This window comes from Photobacterium piscicola, from assembly GCF_046058925.1.
Taxonomy (GTDB): domain Bacteria; phylum Pseudomonadota; class Gammaproteobacteria; order Enterobacterales; family Vibrionaceae; genus Photobacterium; species Photobacterium piscicola.
Genome location: NZ_CP175534.1, coordinates 2052699 through 2074130 on the forward strand (window position 1 = coordinate 2052699; position 21432 = coordinate 2074130).

Sequence of the window (21432 nt, forward strand, 5' to 3'; positions counted from 1 at the left end):
CGATAACTAATCAGTAAGCTTTAATACGCCCTGACTAAATGGGGCATACCTTAATGAAAAATAGTAGGTATCCCTGTTTATTACTTGTTGCGTCACTTGTTGATAATAAGATAATGGCAATCGTTGAGCGACAAAAGGCGTTGCTGAAGATTGTTTAAAAATTTCTCTAATAATGCCACTTTCTGAGGGTAATAATGACAGGTATTGTTGCCTCACCTTCTCAGTTAAGGCTTGCGTACCATGCCCATCTTGCACGATCACTTTAATACCGGCCTCTGTTAACTGCTCAACCCACTGAACAATAGCTGGTGCATCAATAGTGGCAGATAAATATAAACTTACCATCAGTGGTTTATTATAGTTATGTACTTGTTTAGCTAATAATACAGTGAGTTGCTGTCGCTGTTGCAATGTTGGAAAATCATAATCACTCAACTCAAGCGGCAAATAAAAGCCTTTAATCGATGCTGAATGCTGAGTTATCCATGGCTTCCAGCGCTGATATGTTTTTTCAAGCTCAACAAAATAATGATTCAAATAATCCGCTTGTTGCGACAATGATTGCGTATGAATGCGTTTAAAATACGTTGGATCTGAATACAAGCCAAACCACACCGTTCCGCCTTGAGCAAACCATGCTTCAATACGTTTTGCTAGCCAGCCCTTTGTGCCATCAAATTTTTCTGTGCCATACTGCGACCACTGAATCAGCAACGAATTCATACGTTGCTGTTGAATATCAACCAGCAACGTTTTCCATTCCTGCATTGTTATTGGTTTATCACGATTCAAAGGCTGATACAGAAATCCAACATCAGCCTTTGGTTTAGTTAAATAACAACCAGTAATAATCAGTAATACAATGCATAGCGTAATAAAAAGGCATTGTCGCCCTCTTTTGCGGTACTGCTTTGCCCTACATACTGCCATTCAATCCCCAATTCGGATATGAGTTTATATCCATCATAATGGTTACTCATCCATTCGCTTAACCACAGCACGCCTAATCCATAACGCACATCGTTATCTGTTGTTTTGATATTTAATGTCTCTTCTGCATCATATGAAGAGTAGCTATATTGCATAAAACCATAGGGGACAATACGCTGCTTATGGTTATCAGAAACTTTAACAACACGGCCTAAATCATAACGACCAAAGAATGATAAATTATCAATATGAGCAAGGTTGGCAACCCCTTCGGCATATAATTGTTGAAACCACCATTGCTGTTGATCGTATTTCCACGCCTTACTCCATGCATCATTGGCAAGTAGATCGCCACGAATAGTTAAATATGGATTTACTTGATAATCATTCATGGTTTTCTGTGATTTTAAGCCACCGCGAATAAATACCGTATAATCTTTTAACGGTTTCCATTCAAGACCAACCTCAACCGCATCATTAAACCCTTTACCATAGTTTTGCTGGTCGCGACCAACAGATACCGTATCAGTAAAGTTGGTACTGTAACCATAATTTATATATAAAGCAGACCGCGGTAATCGCCATTGGTCTTCATTAAAATAGTATTTAGCTTCAAGTTGTTGGTAATAATCCCCCGTTTGACCGGTAATTAACGACGAGCGACTACTTGCATTTTGACCAACCCATCCAGCGACAGAAAAAGCCCAGCCCTGATACACATTACGATGTGAATCTTGAAGATAATGCTGCAATTTTTTCTCTGTTTCAGTTAATGGTTTCTTGTCTTCCAATAGCAAATCTATCGCTTGCTGATAACGTATTTTAGCTTGCTTATTATGGTCTAATTTAGCGAGTACATCCCCATATGCGGTCAATATAAAGACATTAGGTTGATAGTTTGGTTGTTCAAACAAGCGTTGCATAACATACGCAGCTTGCTGGGGCTGATGTCGACTCAAATAAAATGCATATTCTTGCGTTAACTGATTATTGGCACCATATCGAGCCTGAATTTGGTTATAAACTGAGGTGACCTTTGCTGTTTGCTGGGTCTGTTGGTAGACATGAAACAATGCGATCGCTTCTGGCTCTTTTTTAAAAGGATCATGCGCTTGTGTCAGTAAACGTTCGGCTTCGGCTGCATTACCTAAACCTAGAGCAATCCTACTGCCATCAATGCGCTGCCACTGCGAACTATTAATAGAACGCTGACGCCATAAACTTTGCGCTTGTTGTAATAATTTAAGATCTAATAAACTATTAATATACTGATGAAATTGATAATCATTTAATTGCTGTTGAGGAACTGATTGCCAATATGCAACAGCTTGTTGATTATTATTAATATCTGCATACCAAGAGCCTAATAGCAATTGTTCCATGATCCCTTTAGGTTCAATCGCTTCAACCATCGTGATAGCTTGCTGCTTATTTGTTTCAGCTTTACATTGAGCAACAGCCATAATAGCGAATGGGCGCTGAGCACTAAGATCTGTATTGATTACATCGTTACATTGGTTGGTATTTACCCAGTAATCGCTCTTTATTTGTTTACTCATTGAAAGATACTGATTTAATTGTCTAACTTGTGTCAGTGAATAAGCATCGCTTGCTGCATAAAAGTCATCAACAAATGCACCAGTAATCGCAGAATACCGTAATGCAACACTGTTTTGTTTCAATAAGCTAGATAACAACTGGCTCATCTCATTATGATTGTTAGTCTTTGATAACGCATAAAGAGCCGATTTCAACAGGCTAATTTTCCCTTGCTGCTGATATAATTTAAGCCAAATTGTTGCCGCTTGTGGATATTGCTTAAGCTTGTCATAACTCGTAGCAAGAACAGGTAATTGAGATGGTTGTTGCAGTTGTTTTGATAACCGTGCTATCGCTTTCCAGTTATTTGTTTTTACATAACTATTTACTAAAATATTAATTCTTTTTTGCGCTAGGCGATGATTAGAAAATGATGTTTTTTCTAATAAGTTTATCGCATTACTCGCTTCAGCCAAATTAAGCCATTGCGCAGAATGGGTTGTAGGATCACAACCTGCGAGTAATATTCTGGCTTGGTGTTTATTTGGTAAGGCCTCAACCACTTCTTGAGTACACGGTGTATATTCAAGCGCTGCTTTCTGGGCTATTTGCTCGGTTGTTAATTTTTTCAGATCCTGATAAGCAACGGAAGCTTCTGCATTTAGCCCTTTGTTTTTTTCAAGATCACTAAATACAGTCATCGCTTTAACATAATCTTTCAGACCAAGTAGATGGAAAGCATATTCAGTTAATATTCGATTCGAAGTATGACTATTAGGATCAGTATTCGCTAATGCTAACGCAGGCTTAATTTGCCCAAGTTTCAAATAGGAAAGCGCAAGCATGTAGCGATCATCCCCAGAAAGCTTATCGATTTGAGCTAAATGAGCCAAAGCATCAATAGTCCCAGCGTAATCTTTCTGAGAAAAAGCAAGTTGTGCTTCAGGTGCTATCGCTGATTTTACTTTAAGATTAAAGGGAATTGACTGACTCCAAGCCAGCGTTTTCTTAGCACCATAATGATGCAAATTCGCATAAAATAAGGTTTGATAACCTAATTCTTGATCGTGTAGTGATAGCCCTTCTAATAACTGATGTAATTCAAAGTAAGTCATTAACTTAGGGTGATTAAGCTGCGTTAGCTTTAAATGTACACTTAAAGCATTTCGTTGTACTAATGGTAATTTTTCAAGCCAAGGCTCCATCAGTTGGTAATCATCCATTTTTATCGATAATTCAATGCCATATTTTAATAATTCATGATTCTCTGGTGCTTTTTTTAACGCATGCTCTAATTCAGTAAATGCTTCCTTGTACTGGCCATTCTTTTCATCACGCATTGCTTTATCAATAAAAGGATAAGTAGCGAAATGTTGATATTCCGTCATACCCTTACTAATATTTAGTGCTTTATCATCATCGGCAAACGTCACAGTTGATGCCATTAGCAAACATAAAGATAAACTGTGTAATTTATTATTCACCTAAACCAGCTCCTTGTGCTTGTATCAGTTGACTAATACTGATTTCCTGTTTGGTTTTTAATTCCATCGCAGCACTAATAGACGCTGATGAAACATATTGCTGAGAAACTAAAAAGTCACCAAACCTAATATCTGATGTACGAGCAAATGCTAACACTGCTTGATTTAGTACGGTTGGTTCTATCAGTTTTAACGCTAACAAATAGTCACCCAACTGCATACGAGAAGCATAATATTGATCCATAACATACTGACGTTCAGATAAAGGAAGTTGTTTCTCTGCCACCGCTTGGTCTAATTTCATTGATGGATTAGTCTCTTGCTGATCAAAATACCAATAGCGTAATCCCAACATAACAGCACCATTGGTAATAATGACCCAAGACACTTCACACTGTAACTGGCGCTTAATAACATTGATTGCAACTGGATTTAGACGTTTATTACAGCCTAAAATAAGTGTTCCATTGTCATACTTAATGGGCAAGACTGAATATTTTAACGCTAACATTTTAGGCAATCGCTCGATGGTACGAGGATCTAATTCAAAAGGATCACAAGCTTGATACTCGGCATCAACCTGAACTGCAATTGCCGCACTTAATTGTTCATTAGTGACATAATGTTTTAATACCAAATGTGTACCAAAAAGCATATTCGTCGGTTTAGTCACCAACGCTTGTTCTAATTGCTTTTCAGTGATCTGCCCTTTTTCTATTAGTATCTGACCTAACGGTATACGCCGAATAGTGTCATCAACGATAGGAAAATCATGTGTCGTTTTATCCCAAGCAACACGACGAGGATCGCCTTGTTCTACAACCTGACGGATCGCGCGAACATTAGCAAAAAAGTTAATAATATTGCCCCATACCATCCGTGGAAATGACAAGAATCCTTGCCAGAAACCATAATACTGAGTGACAAAGAAAGCCCGTTGGAATGTACGATTAAAAAATAAAATAAAATTAATATAGAGCAATACTTTGACCATAGGATCATCACTTAATAATGATAAAAAGTGATAGCTATCAGGGACCAATGTACTGTATAGCGTTAATGCAACCATCTGAAATAAAAGTAACATAGCTAAAAATCCGCCAAGGTTACTCATCGCTCCACGACGATCACGCCACAAAAAGTAATTAATTTTCCAATCTTTAGTCCATTTATGGTTTTTCATTCCCTGAAAAACGATGCCGATGATCCAACGTGTTTTTTGTCGTACGGCGGTGTTAAAAGTGGTTGGAAAATATTCACGTACGCATACAACACTTCCTTCGCGCTTTGATACACCGATATGAGATTCACGTAATGTCACATGATCTTTTCCCATAACAGGAAAACGCACGAAAATTTCTTCCATTCCCCACTGCTTTAAACGAAAACCAATATCGTAATCTTCTGTTAAAGATTGCACATCAAACGGCAGACCATCACCCTCTACGGATAAACGTAAAATAGCCTGACGACTAAAGCATGTACCAACCCCCGCGCTAGGTACTTGCCCAGCTAGCGACTCACGTACAATAACGTCTTTACCATGTAATTCTGCGAATTCATCCACATAGTGAGCAGGCGTCATTTGATACCATTTACGTGCATAAGGATAAACAGGTAATTGAATAAGATCTTTTCGTGGTAATAAATGATTAAATAAACGCAGTTCTAAGGCTGAAATAACATCTTCTGAATCATGTAAAACAAAGCCTGCAAATTCTATTTTAGCCTTCTTTTCAAACTCAATAATTGAGGCAATAATATTATTCAGACAATCAGCTTTGCTTGTTGGACCGGGCTGAGCACAAACAACTTTATGCACATGTGAAAATTGCGCACAAACATTATCGACATCGGCTTGTGTTTGTGGATCATTCGGGTAAGTGCCTACAAAAATTTGATAGTTTTCATAGTCTAAACCAGTTGCAGCTAAATGGGCCATTTTATCAATAACCCCATGCTCTTGCCACGCAGGTACCATAATAGCGATAGGTTGTTCGGATTTAACCAGTAATTCATCCGCGTCCATATGATCATGACGGCGATATACCGTGACTCTACGCCACAATTTTCTGGTCCAAAAATAAATATCAATAAACAGATCATCAATGCCAAAAATAGCAAGAACAAACATCAGAACTAACGATATATACTTAAGGACATACAAGTAATTTATAAATAGATCAAAAAACATTAAGCATTCTCACTAAATCATCAGCTATTTTTAATGATGCTTTACCATCACCAAAGGGGTTTTTCATCTCATTAGAGATTGTTTTATCTAACATTAATAAACATGCTTGAATTATTTCTTCCTCACATTCAGCGCCAGCTAAAATAGAAAAACCCTCATTAATCGCCTCTGGTCGTTCTGTTGTTTTTCTTAAAACAACAGTAGGAATACGGTATGTCGGCGTTTCCTCTTGAATGCCACCAGAATCTGTAATAACAAGCTTAGCGGATGCTAATGACTTTTGTAATTCAAAATAGTCTAATGATTCGATAATATGTATTTTATCTTGACCTAATAATGCCTCTTCTACTTGATTTCTTACAATAGGGTTAGGGTGAACAGCAAATTTAAAAATAAGATCAGGTCTTATTTCTGATAATTTAATTAATGCATTACAAATAATTTTAATATTATTACAATTTTCACGTCTATGCGCAGTTACAATAATAATATTGCTTTTTTCATTCGGTAATAACCCTTGTTCTAATAAATAAAGTTGTGCATCAACAACGGTATTACCCGTTAATATTATATTCGATGCAGGCACTCCCTCAGAAACAAGAGCAGCATAAGCTAATAATGTTGGAGCATAATGTTTTGTTGCTAACTTACTGACTAATATACGATTTGATTCTTCAGGAAATGGATGGCGTAAATCACCAGAACGTAAACCAGCTTCAACATGAGCAATAATAGGAATTTGATTATAAAATGCCGCTTTTGCTCCAGCTAATGTCGTTGCTGTATCACCATGAACCAATACTGCCTTATAGCTTATCATTTCAAGGATTTGCTGAACATTATTCATTAAACCTGACAATAATGACGTCACACTATTGCCTTCTGGTCTCGATAATATATAAGTAGGTTTAATATTAAATATATTAAATGCTTGCATAGCTAATTCATCATGTTGTCCGGTATGACACCAATCAACACGAATATTATTTGTTTTTAATGCATGAAAAACAGGAGCCATTTTAATAACTTCAGGCCTTGTTCCTGTGATAATTAATATTTTCTTATTATCTTTCACAGTAGATCCTTATTATTTGTTTTAGATTGGTTTAGTTAATATACATTACTATAATGATAAAAAACACAATAAAAATAATAAGGGTAATAATAAAATTAAATATCACAACTATTATTTATATATATAATAAAAATAATAGACTATAAATTTAAATAAAATACCAGTAATGCATTCCCTTGTATTTTATAAAAACAAAAAGATACCACCTTGGTATTTTTATTTAAAAAACGGCTTACTTTACGTGGTTGTTTTATAAAATAAACTTTAATTTACAAGTAAGATTAATACCCTTAAAATAATCACATTCTTTATTTTTGAGAACTAAAATGAAAAAAAAAACCGTACCTTTGCCAAATAAAGAGCCTTGTCATTATAAAAATGTTGCCTTAATTGCTTGCTCTACTCAATTTGACCCAACACAAGTACCACAAGTGGTTAGCGTTTTAGAGAGTCATGGCTATCATGTAAATTGCCATTATTTACAACAAAATATTTCAGATTTTGGTTATGTTGATACTGATCAAGCGCGAGCCCATAACTTAATTAAAGCATTACTTGATTCAACAATTGATGTGTTGTGGTTTTATCGTGGTGGTGGTGGCGCATTAAACTTACTTCCATATCTCCATCGTTATAAACAACAACTCTTAGCAATACCTGCAAAAATGATTGTAGGATTTAGTGATGTAACTGCTATTCATAGTTTTCTAAATGATGAATTAGGATGGCGCTCAATTCACGGTGTTAATGCCAATAACCACCTTGATATGGGTACAACAAATCAGCAACCATTGCCTGATATCTTCGAAATAATGAATAACGGTATAGTTTATAACAATGCACTGCCACTTAATGCACTAGCACAACAAGCAGCTTCTATTACGGGAATTTTAATCGGTGGTAATCACACCCTTGTTGCTGCAACATTTGGCACTAAATATCAGCCTGATTTCACAGGTAAAGTATTATTACTTGAAGACATTGGTGTGACTTTTCGTCAATTAGATCGTTACTTACAACAATTATTATTTCTAAATGAATTTAATGTAGAAGCGATTATTTTTGGTCAATATTATTCTACCGATCCAACAGATCAAGAACGAATGATGTACAAAGCAGTATTACAACGATTTGCTGATCAATGTAATAAGCCCGTGTATTACTTTCCTTTCTTTGGTCATGGCAAATATAACCAACCATTTATTCTTGGTGAAAGCATAACGTTACAACGTAACCAAGCTTCAACGGAATTAGACATGACTGAATACGTAATATGTATTCAACCCCCCTTTCACAGTAAATAAATCGTCATCATTTACCAATAAAAAAGGCTGCTGAGTAGTTCTCAACAGCCTTTCAATAGCTATAGCTAAATGATTACTTTGCTTGAGTCTTCAAGAATTTCTTCACTTTCTTCATTGCCATTTGGCGCTTAAGAGGTGATAGATAATCAATGAAAAGAATACCTTTTAGGTGATCAATCTCATGCTGGAGTGCGATAGCAAGAAAATCATCACGCTCAAGGTGAATATCATTACCATCACGATCAAGCGCAGTTAATTCGATTTTCTCGAAACGCTCTACATCTGCGTAGTAATCAGGAACTGATAAACAGCCTTCTTGGCCAATTACTGGGTTTTCACCACGAACAATCTTAGAGTTAACGAATACCTGTGGTTCATTACGCTCTTCAGATAAATCGATAACAATAATAGACTCTTTGCGACCTACTTGAGGAGCAGCTAAACCAATACCATTACCCGTTTCGTACATGGTTTGTAGCATGTCGTCGATAAGCGTTTGGATATGTTCAGCTTTTACATCTGTTACTTCTTCAGCTTGAACGCGTAGCTTTGGATTTGGTTCGGTTAAAATTTCTAAAACTGCCATTTTATCTCTTACTTAATCGAGTACTTAGGTTACTTTGCAGTAACTTATCAGATTACCGCAAAGGATCAAAATCCTTACGATATTCTGTTGATGACGCTACTTTACCTAAAAAAAAGCTGCAACAACAATTGATAATAACAATTAATTTAATAAGTGATCCTAATCCAAGGCGTAAACATTATAAAAAACACCCATTTTATTAATATATATTCATAAAACCCTTTCAACGATAACAATCTGTTTCTGAGACCTTTTTCATATTTACGCTTATTTTATTCATCATTTATTCCAAAAAATCGCCACCTAATAAACCATTGTTCAATTAAGAATAAATAACGACAGTTTTCAGACTAAAAGTGATATTCACACGCCAATTAATTGACACATAAGCAACTGATTTAAATGTTTTTTGTTACACAATCACGCTTCTCATCTCCTACCCTTGTGGTAGCATTTATTCGCTTTATTATTACAACTCTTACCTCTTTTTAGGGTCAAATAAATGAATAAAAAAACAACGTTTCTCACATTAAATGCTATTGCTCTCGCGTTAACCTCTATGAGCTTCACCGCCAACGCTGGTGAAAAGATGGTTAACCCTGAAAATGGCGTTGTCGTTGGTTACTGGCATAACTGGGCTGACGGTCGTGGTTATAAAGCAGGTAATGCTCCCGCTATGAGCCTTAAAGCCACGAACCCAATGTATAATGTGGTTGCTGTTTCTTTTATGAAAGTTTATGACACTGCCGAAGGTCGTATCCCTACTTTTCATTTAGACCCTGCAACAGGTTTAACTGAATCACAATTTATCGACCAAATTAAGCTACTAAACGATCAAGGCCGTGCCGTTATACTGGCACTTGGTGGTGCAGATGCACACGTTGAGCTGCAAAAAGGCGATGAAAATGCTTTTGCCGCTGAAATTATTCGCCTCACTGATGTTTATGGCTTTGATGGTTTAGATATCGATCTTGAGCAAGCGGCTATTGATGCAAAAGATAACCAAACCGTTATTCCAGCAGCACTGCGCATAGTAAAAGATCATTACCGTGAGCAAGGTAAAAACTTCCTTATCACTATGGCTCCTGAGTTCCCATACTTAACTGCTGCGGGTAAATATATTCCTTATATCACCGCTCTTGATGGTTACTACGATTGGATCAACCCTCAGTTTTACAACCAAGGTGGCGACGGTGTTTATGTTGAAGGCCCTGGTTGGATTGCACAAAATAACGATGCACTAAAAGAAGAGTTCATTTATTACATTGCGGATTCATTGGTTAACGGTACGCGTGGCTTTACTACTATTCCACACGACAAATTAGTGTTTGGTATTCCAACTAACATTGATGCCGCGGCAACCGGTTTTATTAAGAATCCTCAAGATCTGTTTAATGCTTTTGCACGTTTAGAAAAACAATCGCAGCCTCTTCGTGGTGTGATGACATGGTCTATTAACTGGGATATCGGTACTGATGCTTCAGGTAAAGCATACAACAGCAGCTTTATTGAAACCTATGGTCCATTTGTTCACAGCCAAACTCCACCTGTTGTTCAACCAGGAAAGCCTACTATTGCTGGAATAACAGATACTCGCGTACAGCATAAAACATCATTTGATCCAATGGCAGGTGTAACCGCTAACGATAAAGAAGATGGTAATCTAACCGATTCAATCGCGGTAACGGGTAATGTTGATACTCAACGTGTTGGTGATTATGTGCTGACTTACTCAGTAACAGATTCAAATGACAACGAGACCGTATCACCACGTAAAGTCACTGTCTTTAGCGCCTTTCCTACTTTTGCTGGTGTAGAAAACAGTGTGATTAAAGTGGGTGACATTTTTGACCCAATGGCTGGCGTTTCAGCAACAGATGCTGAAGACGGCGATCTAACAACAAACATTTCTGTTTCTGGCACTGTAAACACAGCTATTGCAGGTTCATATGAATTGATTTACCGCATTACTGATAGTGCAAACCAAACAGTAACTGTAAAACGTGTTGTAGTGGTTAACGATGGTTCTATCGTATGTACGCCAGCATGGAAAGCAGATGCAACTTATGTTGAAGGCGATGTTGTCAGTCACAATGGTAAAGATTGGCAAGCGGGTTGGTGGACACAAGGAAATGAACCGGGTACCACTGGCGAATGGGGGGTGTGGCGCGAAGTTGGTGATACCGATTGTGGCGGTGATGTGGAACAACCTGAGCTTGATTTTACTGCGAGTTTAACCGGTATTAATAGCAACTACACCATCACTAATGGTACTGCAAAATTAACCCTTAATTACACCGCAAATAAAGCAGCTTCAGTACAAATCGATGTCATTGATGCAATGGGTTACCCTGTTTCAGGTGGTCAATTTACGGCTAAGGTCGATAACAGCAAAACCATTAATATGGTGCTTGATAATGTTGTTACTGGCACATACTCATTACGTATGATTGCTGAATCAAACAATGACAGCGTAGAACAACGTGCACATTTCACTTTAGAAGATAAAGGCACAGTTGAGCCACCAGTTACAGATGCACCAGCTTATGAAGCAGGTAAAGCTTACCTTGCAGGTGATAAGGTATTAGCGTCTGATGGCAATATATACCAATGTAAGCCATGGCCATACACAGGTTGGTGTGCAAGTGCATCATACGCACCAGCAACAAGCCAATACTGGGCTGATGCTTGGGACAAACTGTAATTATCTAGATAATAACTATGGGTAATTAATAATAAGCCAGCAGTAAGTAAATAACTTATTGCTGGTTTTTTTATGATGACAAAATCAACTTTCTAGCCCTAATACCAATCAATTCATCTGTCCAATAATACCCTTTCATAAGATAAACATGGTTATTTTAACTATGCTTAATTAGAATACCAATTTAGCCCAGATACACTTGATACCATGAATAAAAAACCTGATCGTCAAACGGCAATGCGCCAACTTCTGACTGAAGTTAAGCAGGCATTTCCACTTTATGAACCTGAAACCTTTGTTTGTGGACCAGATAATAAATGTATTGGCTGTCCTAAGAAATTATTAGAACTCGTCGATACCGAAGTTAGTTACTGGGAACATGCAATTGAACGTGGCGTAACGCCACAGTTTGATGAAATTCGCCAGTTTGGAAAGTTATGTAAAAACGTCCGCCGTGGCTTAATGCGAAATAATATAATGACCTAAGGTAGCCGTGCTATAATCCACGGCATTGTTCGTCGGCTATTACTTTAACTTTTAGAGATAGCCGTTATTTGATTTATTTATCTGAGATTCTACATGCCTTTCTCTAAGCTTGGATTAAGCGACGCTATCGTTAAAGCAGTAACCGATATGGGTTACACCACTCCTACGCCGATTCAAGAAAAAGCCATTCCGGTGGCACTAACCGGCAAAAACTTACTTGCAGCAGCACAAACAGGTACCGGTAAAACGGCTAGTTTTGTTCTTCCTATTCTGCAAATGCTTGATGATGGCCAGCAAGTGCGAGCTAAACGCGTTCGTGCATTAATTCTTGCGCCTACACGTGAACTTGCGGTTCAGGTTGAAGCAAATATTGTTCAATACAGCAAACACACCAATTTAACCTCAATAGCAATGTACGGTGGTGTCGATTACGAACCACAAAAACGTCGCCTAATTGAAGGTGTTGATATTTTAGTAGCAACACCTGGTCGTTTATTGGATATGTACACCAAACGTGCTATCCACTTTGATGCGATTGAAATTTTAGTGCTTGATGAAGCTGACCGTATGTTAGATATGGGCTTTATCGAAGATATTAATAAGATCATCGAACGTTTACCGCTTGATCGCCAAAACATGTTGTTCTCAGCGACCTTATCAGCTCAAGTACGTCTTCTTGCAAAAACAGCAGTACGTAATCCGGTTGAGATCAGTGTTGCTAAAGATGAAGCATCACAGCCGAAAATTGATCAATGTCTGATCACTGTTGATAAAGACATGAAGTCTTCTCTATTGAGCCATTTAATTAATGAGCAACAATGGGATCAAGCATTAATCTTCATCGAAACCAAGCACGGTGCCGCTAAATTAGTAAGCCAACTTGAAAAACGTGGTATTGCCGCAGAAGCAATCCACAGTGGGCGTAGCCAAGGTTCTCGTGCGCAAGTATTAGAAGATTTTAAAGCGGGTAAAGTAAAATACTTAATCGCAACAGGCGTTGCTGCTCGTGGTCTTGATATTGATGAGCTAACCCGCGTTGTTAACTATGATCTGCCCTTCCCTCCTGAAGAATATGTTCACCGTATCGGTCGTACTGGTCGTGCAGGCTCTAAAGGTGAAGCGATTTCATTTGTATCACGCGATAACTTCAAAAACTTATGCATGATTGAACGTCTGTTAGGCCACTTAATCGTTCGTAAAGAAATTGAAGGCTTTGTACCAACTAAAGAAGTGCCTATTTCTATTTTAAACTTCAAGCCTAAATACCAAAAGCCTGAAAATGATAATAACAACGGTGACAAGCCACGTCGCAATAGTAAACCGCGAAGCAATGCACCAAGCACTGATAAACCAAAGGCAAAGAAGCCGAGAAACCGTAAGCCAATTACGGATCGTGATACGGGCATTCCACGCGGAACGCGTAAGCCTAAATCCGTTTAACTGATATAAATCGCCATAAGATCTGTTATACAGTTTTATGGCGATATTTTCTAAGATGGGACAGGCATATCTTTTCCAAATCGAAGCAATAACGTTTTAATATGGGACAGCCATATCTTTCTAGCATCAAGACCACCACACACTGAGACAATAACAACCAAATACCATTTACTTCGGTTTTTAATGTAACGAAAACCAACCTCACAATAATAAAATACCTTATTTATTGTTTAACAAGATCGCCAAATACCACAATAAACGATTATTGCGGTGATAAGCTTCTTTATCAAAAATAGGTTTTTAATTAGGGTGTAATCTTTGACTCGCTACCTTACCTTTACACCAACGACCACCAAAATGCTGTTGAAACGAACACATTCGCGACCATTTACCACTTACATTGGTATAGTGCTCCATAAAGTCATTGCTATTATCTAACCACGCATCTCCATTAACCCCCATTTGTTGCAATAATTTAGGTTGAGATGCTGGAATAAAGCCTTTTTTATCATCGCGAATACTACGTCCAGTCCAATCAATCAGCTCTAAATAATCAGCAAAATCAAACTGAATTCCTACCTGTTTAGCTTTATGCTCAGAACCAACAAAAGGTAATAATTCAATTTTAGAGCGCTTGGATAATAAGACATTTGAAGGTGTGTTTTTTATCATATTAGTATGATTGTATTCAGTAATTCGCTGTTGAATTGAAGTAAAATCAGAGCCGTGCAACGATGTTGCGAGCCCTGCTCGAATAGGATTTAAATCAACATACATCATGCAAGAGAGTAATGCTTGTTCGTCTAACAACGCTTGAGATTTAAAACGCCCCTCCCAAAAAGCACCAGTACAATCATCTTCTTTGTTGGCTTTACGTGCAATTTCTTCATTTAAACACCGCATAAACCAGCTAATACTACCTAATCGTGACTGCCATTCTGCAACCAATGTTGATAACGCTTGTTTCTTATCTACATCAACATCACCATTATTAACAAAATCTACCGCAATAGGATGGCCATTAAATAGCTGTAACCAACGGGAAATGACCTCTTGAGGTGATAGCGCCTGTTGTTGCTGTATATCGATCTTTAATACTAAATGATAGTGGTTATTCATGACGGCATAGGCGCAAACATCAATACAAAAAACCTCAGACAATTGCTTGATTTTACTAACGATCCAATCACGTCGATGTTGGTAATTTTTACCACTATACGGATCATCACCACATAAATAAGCCCGCCTAACACAGCGATTAATAATATGATAATACGGAGTAATTTGAGGTTCGATCAATTTACGTCTTGAGACTGTCATTTCTTCTACCATAAGCAACATGAAGCTTAAGTGTAGTAGCTTATCGAAAGTCTGCAATGATTTGGCTGTCCCGTTTTTTGTTCGGTATTAAAAGGTATGGCTGTCCTTGCTATTGTATGGCTGTCCTTGCTATTTTAGAGCGCTAACTGAACAGCTTCGAACGCATGAATCTCAGTGGTGTCATATAACGGAATGTCGGTATGTTGTTGCTGAATCAATAACGCTATTTCTGTGCAACCTAAAATCACAGCTTCAGCACCACTTTTATATAATTCATTGATAATGTTTAAATATTTCACTCTAGATTCAGCACTGATGATTCCTTTGCAGAGCTCATCATAAATAACATTATGAACAATAGCTCGACTCTCAGCACTTGGAACAATAACATCAATTTCAAACTTATTCGTTAACCGACTTTTATAAAAATCTTGTTCCATTGTAAAACGAGTACCTAATAACCCAACTTTTTTAACGCCATCACTGACTAATTTTTTCGCCGTTACGTCTGCAATATGAAGAATAGGAATCGATATTTCGGCTTCAATTTCTGTAGCGACTTTATGCATTGTATTAGTACAGATGATTAAAAAATCCGCACCTCCCGCCTCTACCGCTTTTGCTGCCTGTGTAAGAATAACAGCAGTATCATTCCACCGTCCTTGGTGCTGTAATTTTTCAATTTCCTCAAAATTCACACTGTATAAACAAATTTTTGCTGAACTAAGCCCGCCAAGTTCAGCTTTTACGCCTTCATTAATCGCTTTATAGTAACTTGCCGTCGATTCCCAACTCATACCACCTAACATTCCGATTGTTTTCATACTGCACTCCATGCTTTTAAAAATGATATAGAACTTTTATGGCTGTCCTACCTTTATGCCGACGTATACTCATATAAATTGTTTTGAGAACCGTACAACGCCATTGTTCCTTTAAGCTCAAACCCTATTTTTTGTAATAACCGATTAGAGCCTTCATTATCAAGTAATGTAACCGCTAAAACTGTGTTTAAAGAGTGATCTTTCATTCCGACATTAAGCACAGAAGAAGCCGCCTCAGTTGCGTATCCTTTTTTACAAAACTCGGTCAAAAATGCATAGCCTAAGTCAGGATAATCTAATTCTTCTCTTTTTAATAAACCACAGATCCCAATCGGCGTTGCTGTCTCTTTCAGTAACACTAAATTCAATCCAAAGCCATAATCACGATAGCTGGCTAATGGTCCATTCGTTAAATAATTCACAGCATCCGCATGTGTTCGAACATTTTTATCTGCTATATAACGAATAAACGCTTCTTCATTTAATAACTGTATAATAAATTCAACATCATCTAGCGTTAATTGTCTTATTATTAGTTGTTCTGTTTCAGATATTAGTTTCATCAAATAGGTTCCTAAAAATAGTAATACTGTTCAAACATCTTTTTAACGAACCAATTATTTTTGGTTTAATTGTAACAAGTCCCACTTAGTGCCATATAAGTCTTTAAACACAACAACCGTACCGTATTCTTCTACACGAGGCTCTTCTGTAAATTCAACACCTTGCGCTTGCATAAACTCATAGTCACGCCAGAAATCATTCGTTTGAAGAAACAGAAATACACGGCCACCCGCTTGATGACCAACAGACTTTAATTGCTCATCATTACTTGCTTGTGCGAGAAGTAAATTAGTTCCTGTAGAGTTTGGTGGCGAAATTTGAACCCAACGTTTACCACCGCCTAAATCTGTGTCTTCGATAAGCTCGAACTGCAGTTTCTTAGTATAAAAATCAATCGCATCATCATAGTTTTCAACAACTAAAGCAATGTTACCTATTTTTTGTTCAACAGACTTATTCATAATATTTTCACCACGATTTAAAAACAGAATTTTACCTGATTTCAAACATAAACTCATTGATCATCTAGAAATATACAATCACGTTTAAGAAAAACAATGTATGTATCTTCTCTATAAAATCTAAATGAATTGATAGTTATTATTCAGACTTACGGCCGCCCTAAAATTTGCTAGTTTTCAATTCTAAAACACCTAATTTAGTCAGTTGACTTAGCATTAGTAAAAATAAAAAATATAAAATGCTATCTCAATAAAAAGTAAATGTAGTTATCATATAGAAAATAACTATAGGTTTAATTCAATGAAAAAGATTAGATACCCATTTGATTTGCAAGGTAAAATAACAGTAAACTTCAAGAAGAATTTCAAACCTATTTTTATTGATACTCATAATAATAGCGCTGAGATATCAATTGATGAATTCGCAGTACATTCCTTTAATTATGATTCAGAATCTCGATTATTAAGTGTGTCATTACAAAAGGCTATTAATGCAATATCTAACACTGAAGTTGAAGAATTAATTAATGGCGATGAATTAGAAAACAATATAATTAAGGTGGATTTAGTTTATTGTTTATATAATGCTGCGATAATCAGTTCTCATATCTCTTACCCTTTAGATATTAACTCTTTTATCGAATCTATCTCTGTCTCTAAATACTTCACATTGCAGTTAAATTAATCATATAAAACATAAAGATACTCGGAAAACTAACAGTACCGAGTGTCATCAACAATTCGTATTACCCTATCAAAGACTACAACATAAATATCCAGAAACTCTTGATATAATGATATACATTTTTAATATTAATCATTATTTCGACAAATCATCAGATGGCTAAATAAATAGAGATTAAAACATTAATTAATATTTAAGTAATAATAAAAATAAATTGATAAATTTAACTATTATTTGTGATAATTATTTCTTTTCTTTAGAATACTGCACTACATAGAATGATAACCAATAACCATCGCATGGTGATGAATGAAACTTTTAGCGGATATAACAGGTGAAAATTTTTTAGAAATCATTGAAGAATCTGGTGATTCCGTGATTGTTCAATTTATATCTAATGAAGGAAAAACGAAAGGAAAACCTTTTAAAGATTCAATGTACGGCTTATCTTTAGCGGGATGGAAAGAACGTACAACATCAACGGCTATCGGATTAAAAAACTTTAGAGATGGCAATATTCATGATCCACAAGTGAGCTTTGCCTTACATCAGCTATACCCTTTAGGACGAAAAGTAAAATTACCCTCTGGTGATATTGCGACTATTGCAAGTTATGCCAATACCCATGCTGATGGCTATTATATTTACCTAAAAAATGAAGGCAAATTGAAGCGTTTTAAAATCACTCCAGAATGGGAACTACTACCTTCAGAAAAGTTACTTGCACTACCCTATTATCCTGCACCAAAAACACAAAAAGAGATTGATAATATAGATGAATTTGATAGATGGGCAGCCGGATTTTAATATCAAGCATCAGGTAATTCTTTGCCGTATACGATCTCTATATTCATATGTAAAATCAACAATATTATAGCTAATAAAGCACAAACAATACTAAACCAAACAGTGATTTTAACGCCCTTTACTTTATTGCTATTTTTTATTCCTAACGATAAACAACATGAAATCGTTCCAATACCAGTACCATATCTTCGCTTGGCGCAATATTGAACGCTAAGCATTCAGTCGCAAAGTAGTGCCAATGCGTTTCACGCCACCATTGTAATGACCGATCACCTTCACCTTCTGCATAAGCAAATTCTGCTGATACTTCGTTATATTTACACGTTTCTACTGAATCAATTTCAATAATACAAATAGGCTCACCGTTCCAATCAACAACCACTTGTAAATGGCCATTAACTGGCATTAACTTTTTTTCTGACACATACCAATAATTAAGGCTACATGTTGCTGTCTTTTGTCCTCTTCGAATTAATTCTGCGCACAAATTAGCATTATGTTCATCAGCACAAAAATAGTCTGAACTGAATGATTGGTATTTTTTACACTCAATTTCAGACAGTGAATTGAGGTATTTATTTAAGTAGATTTGAGATTTTTCTTCCATGAAATTCTCTTCATTAATAATAACGGTAATAAATTAAAAATATATGTTAATAGTTGAAAAATAATATGGATACATCTTTTCTATAAAATAAGTGCCGATAATTCGACACATATATTATCGATTAAGTTTTAATAATTATTTTTTAACAGAAACAGTCTCATCAACTTCATAATCATTTAAAGAAGGATTAGAGCTGATATTCAACTCAACTAACGGATTCCCAGTTGCCCATAATGCTCTTAATCTAGGATTATGGCTAATATCTAACTTAGTAATTTTATTATCTGTAATATGTAATTTTGTTAATTTAATATTCTTACTTATATCTAATTCAGATAATTGATTATACATTAAGCTTAAGTTATTAAGTTGACCATTATGACTAACATTGATTTGAGACAACTGGTTATCAGTTAACCCGGCTTGAATTAATTCAAGATTGTGGCTAAAGTCTATCTTTTTTAAATTATTCTCTTTTGCCCACAAATACATTAATTTAGTATTTTCTGATAGATTAATATCTTCAATTTTATTAGAAACGATGCTCAGATCTGTTAATTGTGGGTTTTTTGTAAGATCTAACTTAGAAATATGGTTAAAAGAAACATTCAACTCAGTAAGTTTGGGATTATTATTCAAATTTAAGTTAGCTAGATTTGATTTAGTTATAGATACCGATGTTAGCTCAGTATTTTTACTCAAATCTATGTTCGTCAATTGTGATCCTGATAACCATAACTCCTTAAGAACAGGAAAATAACTAACTTCATTTGCATGATCTATATTTACCTGACGACACACTAGTTTAGTTATATTTTTCGGATTCATAATTTTTTGTGCTAAAACACAGTTCTTAAAATTATTATCTTCAAATTTAATATTGTTAACATCCAGCATTTCACCTGAAAATGCATTTAAAGATACTACTAAACCACACGTAGCCACTGTAAATAGTTGTTTATAACTGCTCATTTTATACTCTTTATGAAAGAAACCTATATTTATTACCTTGAACGATTACGAGCTAAATATTACTTTCTTATTTTAAAAAATACAATATAAACATAACCTTGTATTTATAACTTCACTTGGTGATTCTAATTATTCACTTCGCCATCTCATGAAGTCATCAATCCTATATTACTAATGCATCTTAATGATTGTTAGGGTAATAGTAGAAAAAACCATATTTATACTCACGCTAAATAGACATCTTATCGCCCTCACAGACATTCACTGTAGAGAATGATGATTATCAGGTCAGATAATCGCGTTAATATTATCTATTTTTGAAATAAAAAGTTATGGGTGTCCTATGTTTCTTTTACTATTGATGGCTATAGTCATGCACTTCGTCGTATTACTCACCATTGAATAAATCCCCCGATACATTAACCACTGATGATCTCAAGCGATACTTTGCTCAACTGATTAAAATCCATTCATCGAGCACCGTTAGAATTGATCGTAATGGATTACGAAAGTTATGAATGTCCTATCCCTTACCATCTCTTACAGCGTGCCAAAATGGCACAAAATTTGTCAGCGTATAATAATTAAACTACAATTCACCTGTGCCACTTTGACACTGAATGGAGATTATTATGGCTACTACATTACCTCGTATTACAGCACGTGTAGATATTGATACACAAGAACTACTATCTCAAGCTGCTGCTATTGCCGGTATGTCTAGCATTAACTCATTTGTGCTTAGTGCTGCTGTAGAAAAAGCAAAAACTATTATGGAGCGTGAACGAACCCTACAACTAAGCCAGCAAGATGCTATGACTTTAATGACTGCGTTAGACCAACCAGCTAAACCAAATAGCAAATTACAAAAAGCAGCTGCACGTTATATTGATAAAACTCAATAATGAATACAGTCCAATTAGAAAAAACTAAACATGACCGAAATCGTTTTGATTGTGGTATTACCGCACTCAATAATTACTTGAAAGTTATGGCAAGCCAACAAGCTAAGAAAGACAATACTCGTACCTTTGTTCTTGAAGATAAGCAATGTCCTGAGCACATTATTGGTTATTACACATTAACAATGACACCTATTGATATTCAAGATTTACCTCCTAAATTACAGAAGAAACATCACACTGTAACTTCTGGTGGTTTGATTGCCCGCTTAGCCGTTGACCATAGATACAAAGGTCAAGGTTTCGGTGAATGGCTTTTGATTGATGCGCTTAGAAAACTATTAATGGCAAGTGAAACGGTCGCCTTCCCTGTCGTCATTGTTGATGCAAAAGATGGCGCTGAGTATTTCTATGAAAAATACGGTTTTACCGCATTTAAAGACGCTGATAACAAACTGTTTATTACAATTGCAGACATTAGAGCTAGTATCGGTGAATTAATTTAAACCGAGAAACAGTTAACGCCACCATATAACACGTGCTGACGA

19 protein-coding genes and 1 pseudogene are annotated in these 21432 nt (G+C 36.1%); 9 read left to right on the forward strand and 11 right to left on the reverse strand.

Features of this window, described 5'->3' with window-relative positions; translation table 11 throughout:
* Positions 1-6 precede the first annotated feature (6 nt).
* From ACJZU6_RS09800 to wecB, 4 genes are read right to left on the reverse strand one after another with little or no spacing between them, the layout of a single operon-like run.
* Entirely contained in the window at positions 7-930 is a 924-nt protein-coding gene (locus ACJZU6_RS09800; RefSeq protein ID WP_408900181.1) for a DUF4434 domain-containing protein, read from the reverse strand.
* Positions 852-3953, reverse strand: a complete 3102-nt coding sequence (locus ACJZU6_RS09805; RefSeq protein WP_408900182.1) for an NfrA family protein — start codon at positions 3951-3953, stop codon at positions 852-854. Before ACJZU6_RS09805 ends, ACJZU6_RS09800 begins: the two co-directional genes overlap by 79 nt.
* A complete protein-coding gene (locus ACJZU6_RS09810; protein WP_408900183.1) occupies positions 3946-6147 on the reverse strand; it encodes a glycosyl transferase family protein in 2202 nt (733 codons plus the stop codon). Before ACJZU6_RS09810 ends, ACJZU6_RS09805 begins: the two co-directional genes overlap by 8 nt.
* Positions 6137-7222 (reverse strand): non-hydrolyzing UDP-N-acetylglucosamine 2-epimerase, encoded by a 1086-nt coding sequence (gene wecB / locus ACJZU6_RS09815; protein WP_408900184.1) that lies wholly within the window; start codon positions 7220-7222, stop codon positions 6137-6139. The genes ACJZU6_RS09810 and wecB overlap by 11 nt, the downstream gene beginning before the upstream one ends.
* Positions 7223-7548: 326 nt before the next feature.
* Here wecB and ACJZU6_RS09820 point away from each other — a divergent pair, with 326 nt between their 5' ends.
* Positions 7549-8526: an LD-carboxypeptidase gene (locus tag ACJZU6_RS09820; protein ID WP_107276122.1), complete on the forward strand. Its 978-nt coding sequence runs from the start codon at positions 7549-7551 to the stop codon at positions 8524-8526.
* A gap of 73 nt (positions 8527-8599) precedes the next feature.
* Here ACJZU6_RS09820 and def read toward each other — a convergent pair whose 3' ends face one another.
* Positions 8600-9112 (reverse strand): peptide deformylase, encoded by a 513-nt coding sequence (gene def / locus ACJZU6_RS09825; protein ID WP_107276123.1) that lies wholly within the window; start codon positions 9110-9112, stop codon positions 8600-8602.
* A 502-nt stretch (positions 9113-9614) separates the two neighbouring features.
* On the opposite strand from def, the gene ACJZU6_RS09830 reads away from it, so the two are divergent.
* The 3 genes from ACJZU6_RS09830 (at position 9615) to ACJZU6_RS09840 (ending at position 13742) form a co-directional block, all read left to right on the forward strand.
* A complete protein-coding gene (locus ACJZU6_RS09830; protein ID WP_408900185.1) occupies positions 9615-11816 on the forward strand; it encodes an immunoglobulin-like domain-containing protein in 2202 nt (733 codons plus the stop codon).
* Between the two features lie 207 nt (positions 11817-12023).
* The gene (locus tag ACJZU6_RS09835) at positions 12024-12302 is read left to right on the forward strand and encodes a hypothetical protein (RefSeq protein ID WP_045038647.1); all 279 of its coding nucleotides are present in this window, start codon (positions 12024-12026) and stop codon (positions 12300-12302) included.
* Between the two features lie 93 nt (positions 12303-12395).
* The gene (locus ACJZU6_RS09840; protein ID WP_408900186.1) at positions 12396-13742 is read left to right on the forward strand and encodes a DEAD/DEAH box helicase; all 1347 of its coding nucleotides are present in this window, start codon (positions 12396-12398) and stop codon (positions 13740-13742) included.
* Between the two features lie 300 nt (positions 13743-14042).
* Here ACJZU6_RS09840 and ACJZU6_RS09845 read toward each other — a convergent pair whose 3' ends face one another.
* From ACJZU6_RS09845 to ACJZU6_RS09860, 4 genes are all read right to left on the reverse strand, one after another.
* Positions 14043-15062 (reverse strand): transposase, encoded by a 1020-nt coding sequence (locus ACJZU6_RS09845; protein WP_408900187.1) that lies wholly within the window; start codon positions 15060-15062, stop codon positions 14043-14045.
* A gap of 134 nt (positions 15063-15196) precedes the next feature.
* Positions 15197-15886 carry an aspartate/glutamate racemase family protein gene (locus ACJZU6_RS09850; protein ID WP_408900188.1) on the reverse strand — a complete coding sequence of 230 codons (690 nt, stop codon included), beginning with the start codon at positions 15884-15886 and terminating at the stop codon, positions 15197-15199.
* Positions 15887-15939: 53 nt separating this feature from the next.
* On the reverse strand, positions 15940-16449 hold the full coding sequence (locus tag ACJZU6_RS09855; protein ID WP_080157235.1) for a GNAT family N-acetyltransferase: 510 nt from the start codon (positions 16447-16449) through the stop codon (positions 15940-15942).
* Between the two features lie 54 nt (positions 16450-16503).
* Positions 16504-16911: a VOC family protein gene (locus ACJZU6_RS09860; RefSeq protein ID WP_080157762.1), complete on the reverse strand. Its 408-nt coding sequence runs from the start codon at positions 16909-16911 to the stop codon at positions 16504-16506.
* A 301-nt stretch (positions 16912-17212) separates the two neighbouring features.
* On the opposite strand from ACJZU6_RS09860, the gene ACJZU6_RS09865 reads away from it, so the two are divergent.
* Together ACJZU6_RS09865 and ACJZU6_RS09870 are read left to right on the forward strand one after the other, a co-directional pair.
* Positions 17213-17596: a hypothetical protein gene (locus ACJZU6_RS09865; RefSeq protein ID WP_080157234.1), complete on the forward strand. Its 384-nt coding sequence runs from the start codon at positions 17213-17215 to the stop codon at positions 17594-17596.
* 309 nt (positions 17597-17905) lie between these two features.
* Positions 17906-18403 carry a hypothetical protein gene (locus tag ACJZU6_RS09870; RefSeq protein WP_080157233.1) on the forward strand — a complete coding sequence of 166 codons (498 nt, stop codon included), beginning with the start codon at positions 17906-17908 and terminating at the stop codon, positions 18401-18403.
* A 142-nt stretch (positions 18404-18545) separates the two neighbouring features.
* On the opposite strand, the gene ACJZU6_RS09875 is transcribed toward ACJZU6_RS09870, so the two are convergent.
* Both ACJZU6_RS09875 and ACJZU6_RS09880 read right to left on the reverse strand, forming a co-directional pair.
* Positions 18546-19010 (reverse strand): ASCH domain-containing protein, encoded by a 465-nt coding sequence (locus ACJZU6_RS09875; protein ID WP_408900189.1) that lies wholly within the window; start codon positions 19008-19010, stop codon positions 18546-18548.
* Positions 19011-19145: 135 nt separating this feature from the next.
* A complete protein-coding gene (locus ACJZU6_RS09880; RefSeq protein WP_408900190.1) occupies positions 19146-19982 on the reverse strand; it encodes a hypothetical protein in 837 nt (278 codons plus the stop codon).
* A 354-nt stretch (positions 19983-20336) separates the two neighbouring features.
* On the opposite strand from ACJZU6_RS09880, the pseudogene ACJZU6_RS09885 reads away from it, so the two are divergent.
* From ACJZU6_RS09885 to ACJZU6_RS09895, 3 genes and pseudogenes are all read left to right on the forward strand, one after another.
* Positions 20337-20491, forward strand: a pseudogene (locus ACJZU6_RS09885) (phage integrase N-terminal SAM-like domain-containing protein); the annotation flags it as partial.
* Positions 20492-20614: 123 nt separating this feature from the next.
* Positions 20615-20887 carry a DUF1778 domain-containing protein gene (locus tag ACJZU6_RS09890; protein WP_107276132.1) on the forward strand — a complete coding sequence of 91 codons (273 nt, stop codon included), beginning with the start codon at positions 20615-20617 and terminating at the stop codon, positions 20885-20887.
* Positions 20884-21390: a GNAT family N-acetyltransferase gene (locus ACJZU6_RS09895; protein ID WP_327769071.1), complete on the forward strand. Its 507-nt coding sequence runs from the start codon at positions 20884-20886 to the stop codon at positions 21388-21390. The genes ACJZU6_RS09890 and ACJZU6_RS09895 overlap by 4 nt, the downstream gene beginning before the upstream one ends.
* Positions 21391-21432 lie beyond the last annotated feature (42 nt).

Excerpts from the sequence above, each read along its gene's own strand:
- ACJZU6_RS09890 (WP_107276132.1), top strand. The coding sequence starts at position 20,615 with ATGGCTACTACATTACCTCGTATTACAGCACGTGTAGATATTGATACA.
- ACJZU6_RS09800 (WP_408900181.1), bottom strand. The coding sequence starts at position 930 with ATGGCAGTATGTAGGGCAAAGCAGTACCGCAAAAGAGGGCGACAATGC.
- ACJZU6_RS09845 (WP_408900187.1), bottom strand. The coding sequence starts at position 15,062 with ATGACAGTCTCAAGACGTAAATTGATCGAACCTCAAATTACTCCGTAT.
- ACJZU6_RS09850 (WP_408900188.1), bottom strand. The coding sequence starts at position 15,886 with ATGAAAACAATCGGAATGTTAGGTGGTATGAGTTGGGAATCGACGGCA.
- ACJZU6_RS09840 (WP_408900186.1), top strand. The coding sequence starts at position 12,396 with ATGCCTTTCTCTAAGCTTGGATTAAGCGACGCTATCGTTAAAGCAGTA.
- ACJZU6_RS09810 (WP_408900183.1), bottom strand. The coding sequence starts at position 6,147 with ATGTTTTTTGATCTATTTATAAATTACTTGTATGTCCTTAAGTATATA.
- ACJZU6_RS09855 (WP_080157235.1), bottom strand. The coding sequence starts at position 16,449 with ATGAAACTAATATCTGAAACAGAACAACTAATAATAAGACAATTAACG.
- ACJZU6_RS09875 (WP_408900189.1), bottom strand. The coding sequence starts at position 19,010 with ATGGAAGAAAAATCTCAAATCTACTTAAATAAATACCTCAATTCACTG.
- ACJZU6_RS09860 (WP_080157762.1), bottom strand. The coding sequence starts at position 16,911 with ATGAATAAGTCTGTTGAACAAAAAATAGGTAACATTGCTTTAGTTGTT.
- ACJZU6_RS09835 (WP_045038647.1), top strand. The coding sequence starts at position 12,024 with ATGAATAAAAAACCTGATCGTCAAACGGCAATGCGCCAACTTCTGACT.
- ACJZU6_RS09820 (WP_107276122.1), top strand. The coding sequence starts at position 7,549 with ATGAAAAAAAAAACCGTACCTTTGCCAAATAAAGAGCCTTGTCATTAT.
- ACJZU6_RS09830 (WP_408900185.1), top strand. The coding sequence starts at position 9,615 with ATGAATAAAAAAACAACGTTTCTCACATTAAATGCTATTGCTCTCGCG.
- ACJZU6_RS09870 (WP_080157233.1), top strand. The coding sequence starts at position 17,906 with ATGAAACTTTTAGCGGATATAACAGGTGAAAATTTTTTAGAAATCATT.
- def (WP_107276123.1), bottom strand. The coding sequence starts at position 9,112 with ATGGCAGTTTTAGAAATTTTAACCGAACCAAATCCAAAGCTACGCGTT.
- ACJZU6_RS09865 (WP_080157234.1), top strand. The coding sequence starts at position 17,213 with ATGAAAAAGATTAGATACCCATTTGATTTGCAAGGTAAAATAACAGTA.
- ACJZU6_RS09880 (WP_408900190.1), bottom strand. The coding sequence starts at position 19,982 with ATGAGCAGTTATAAACAACTATTTACAGTGGCTACGTGTGGTTTAGTA.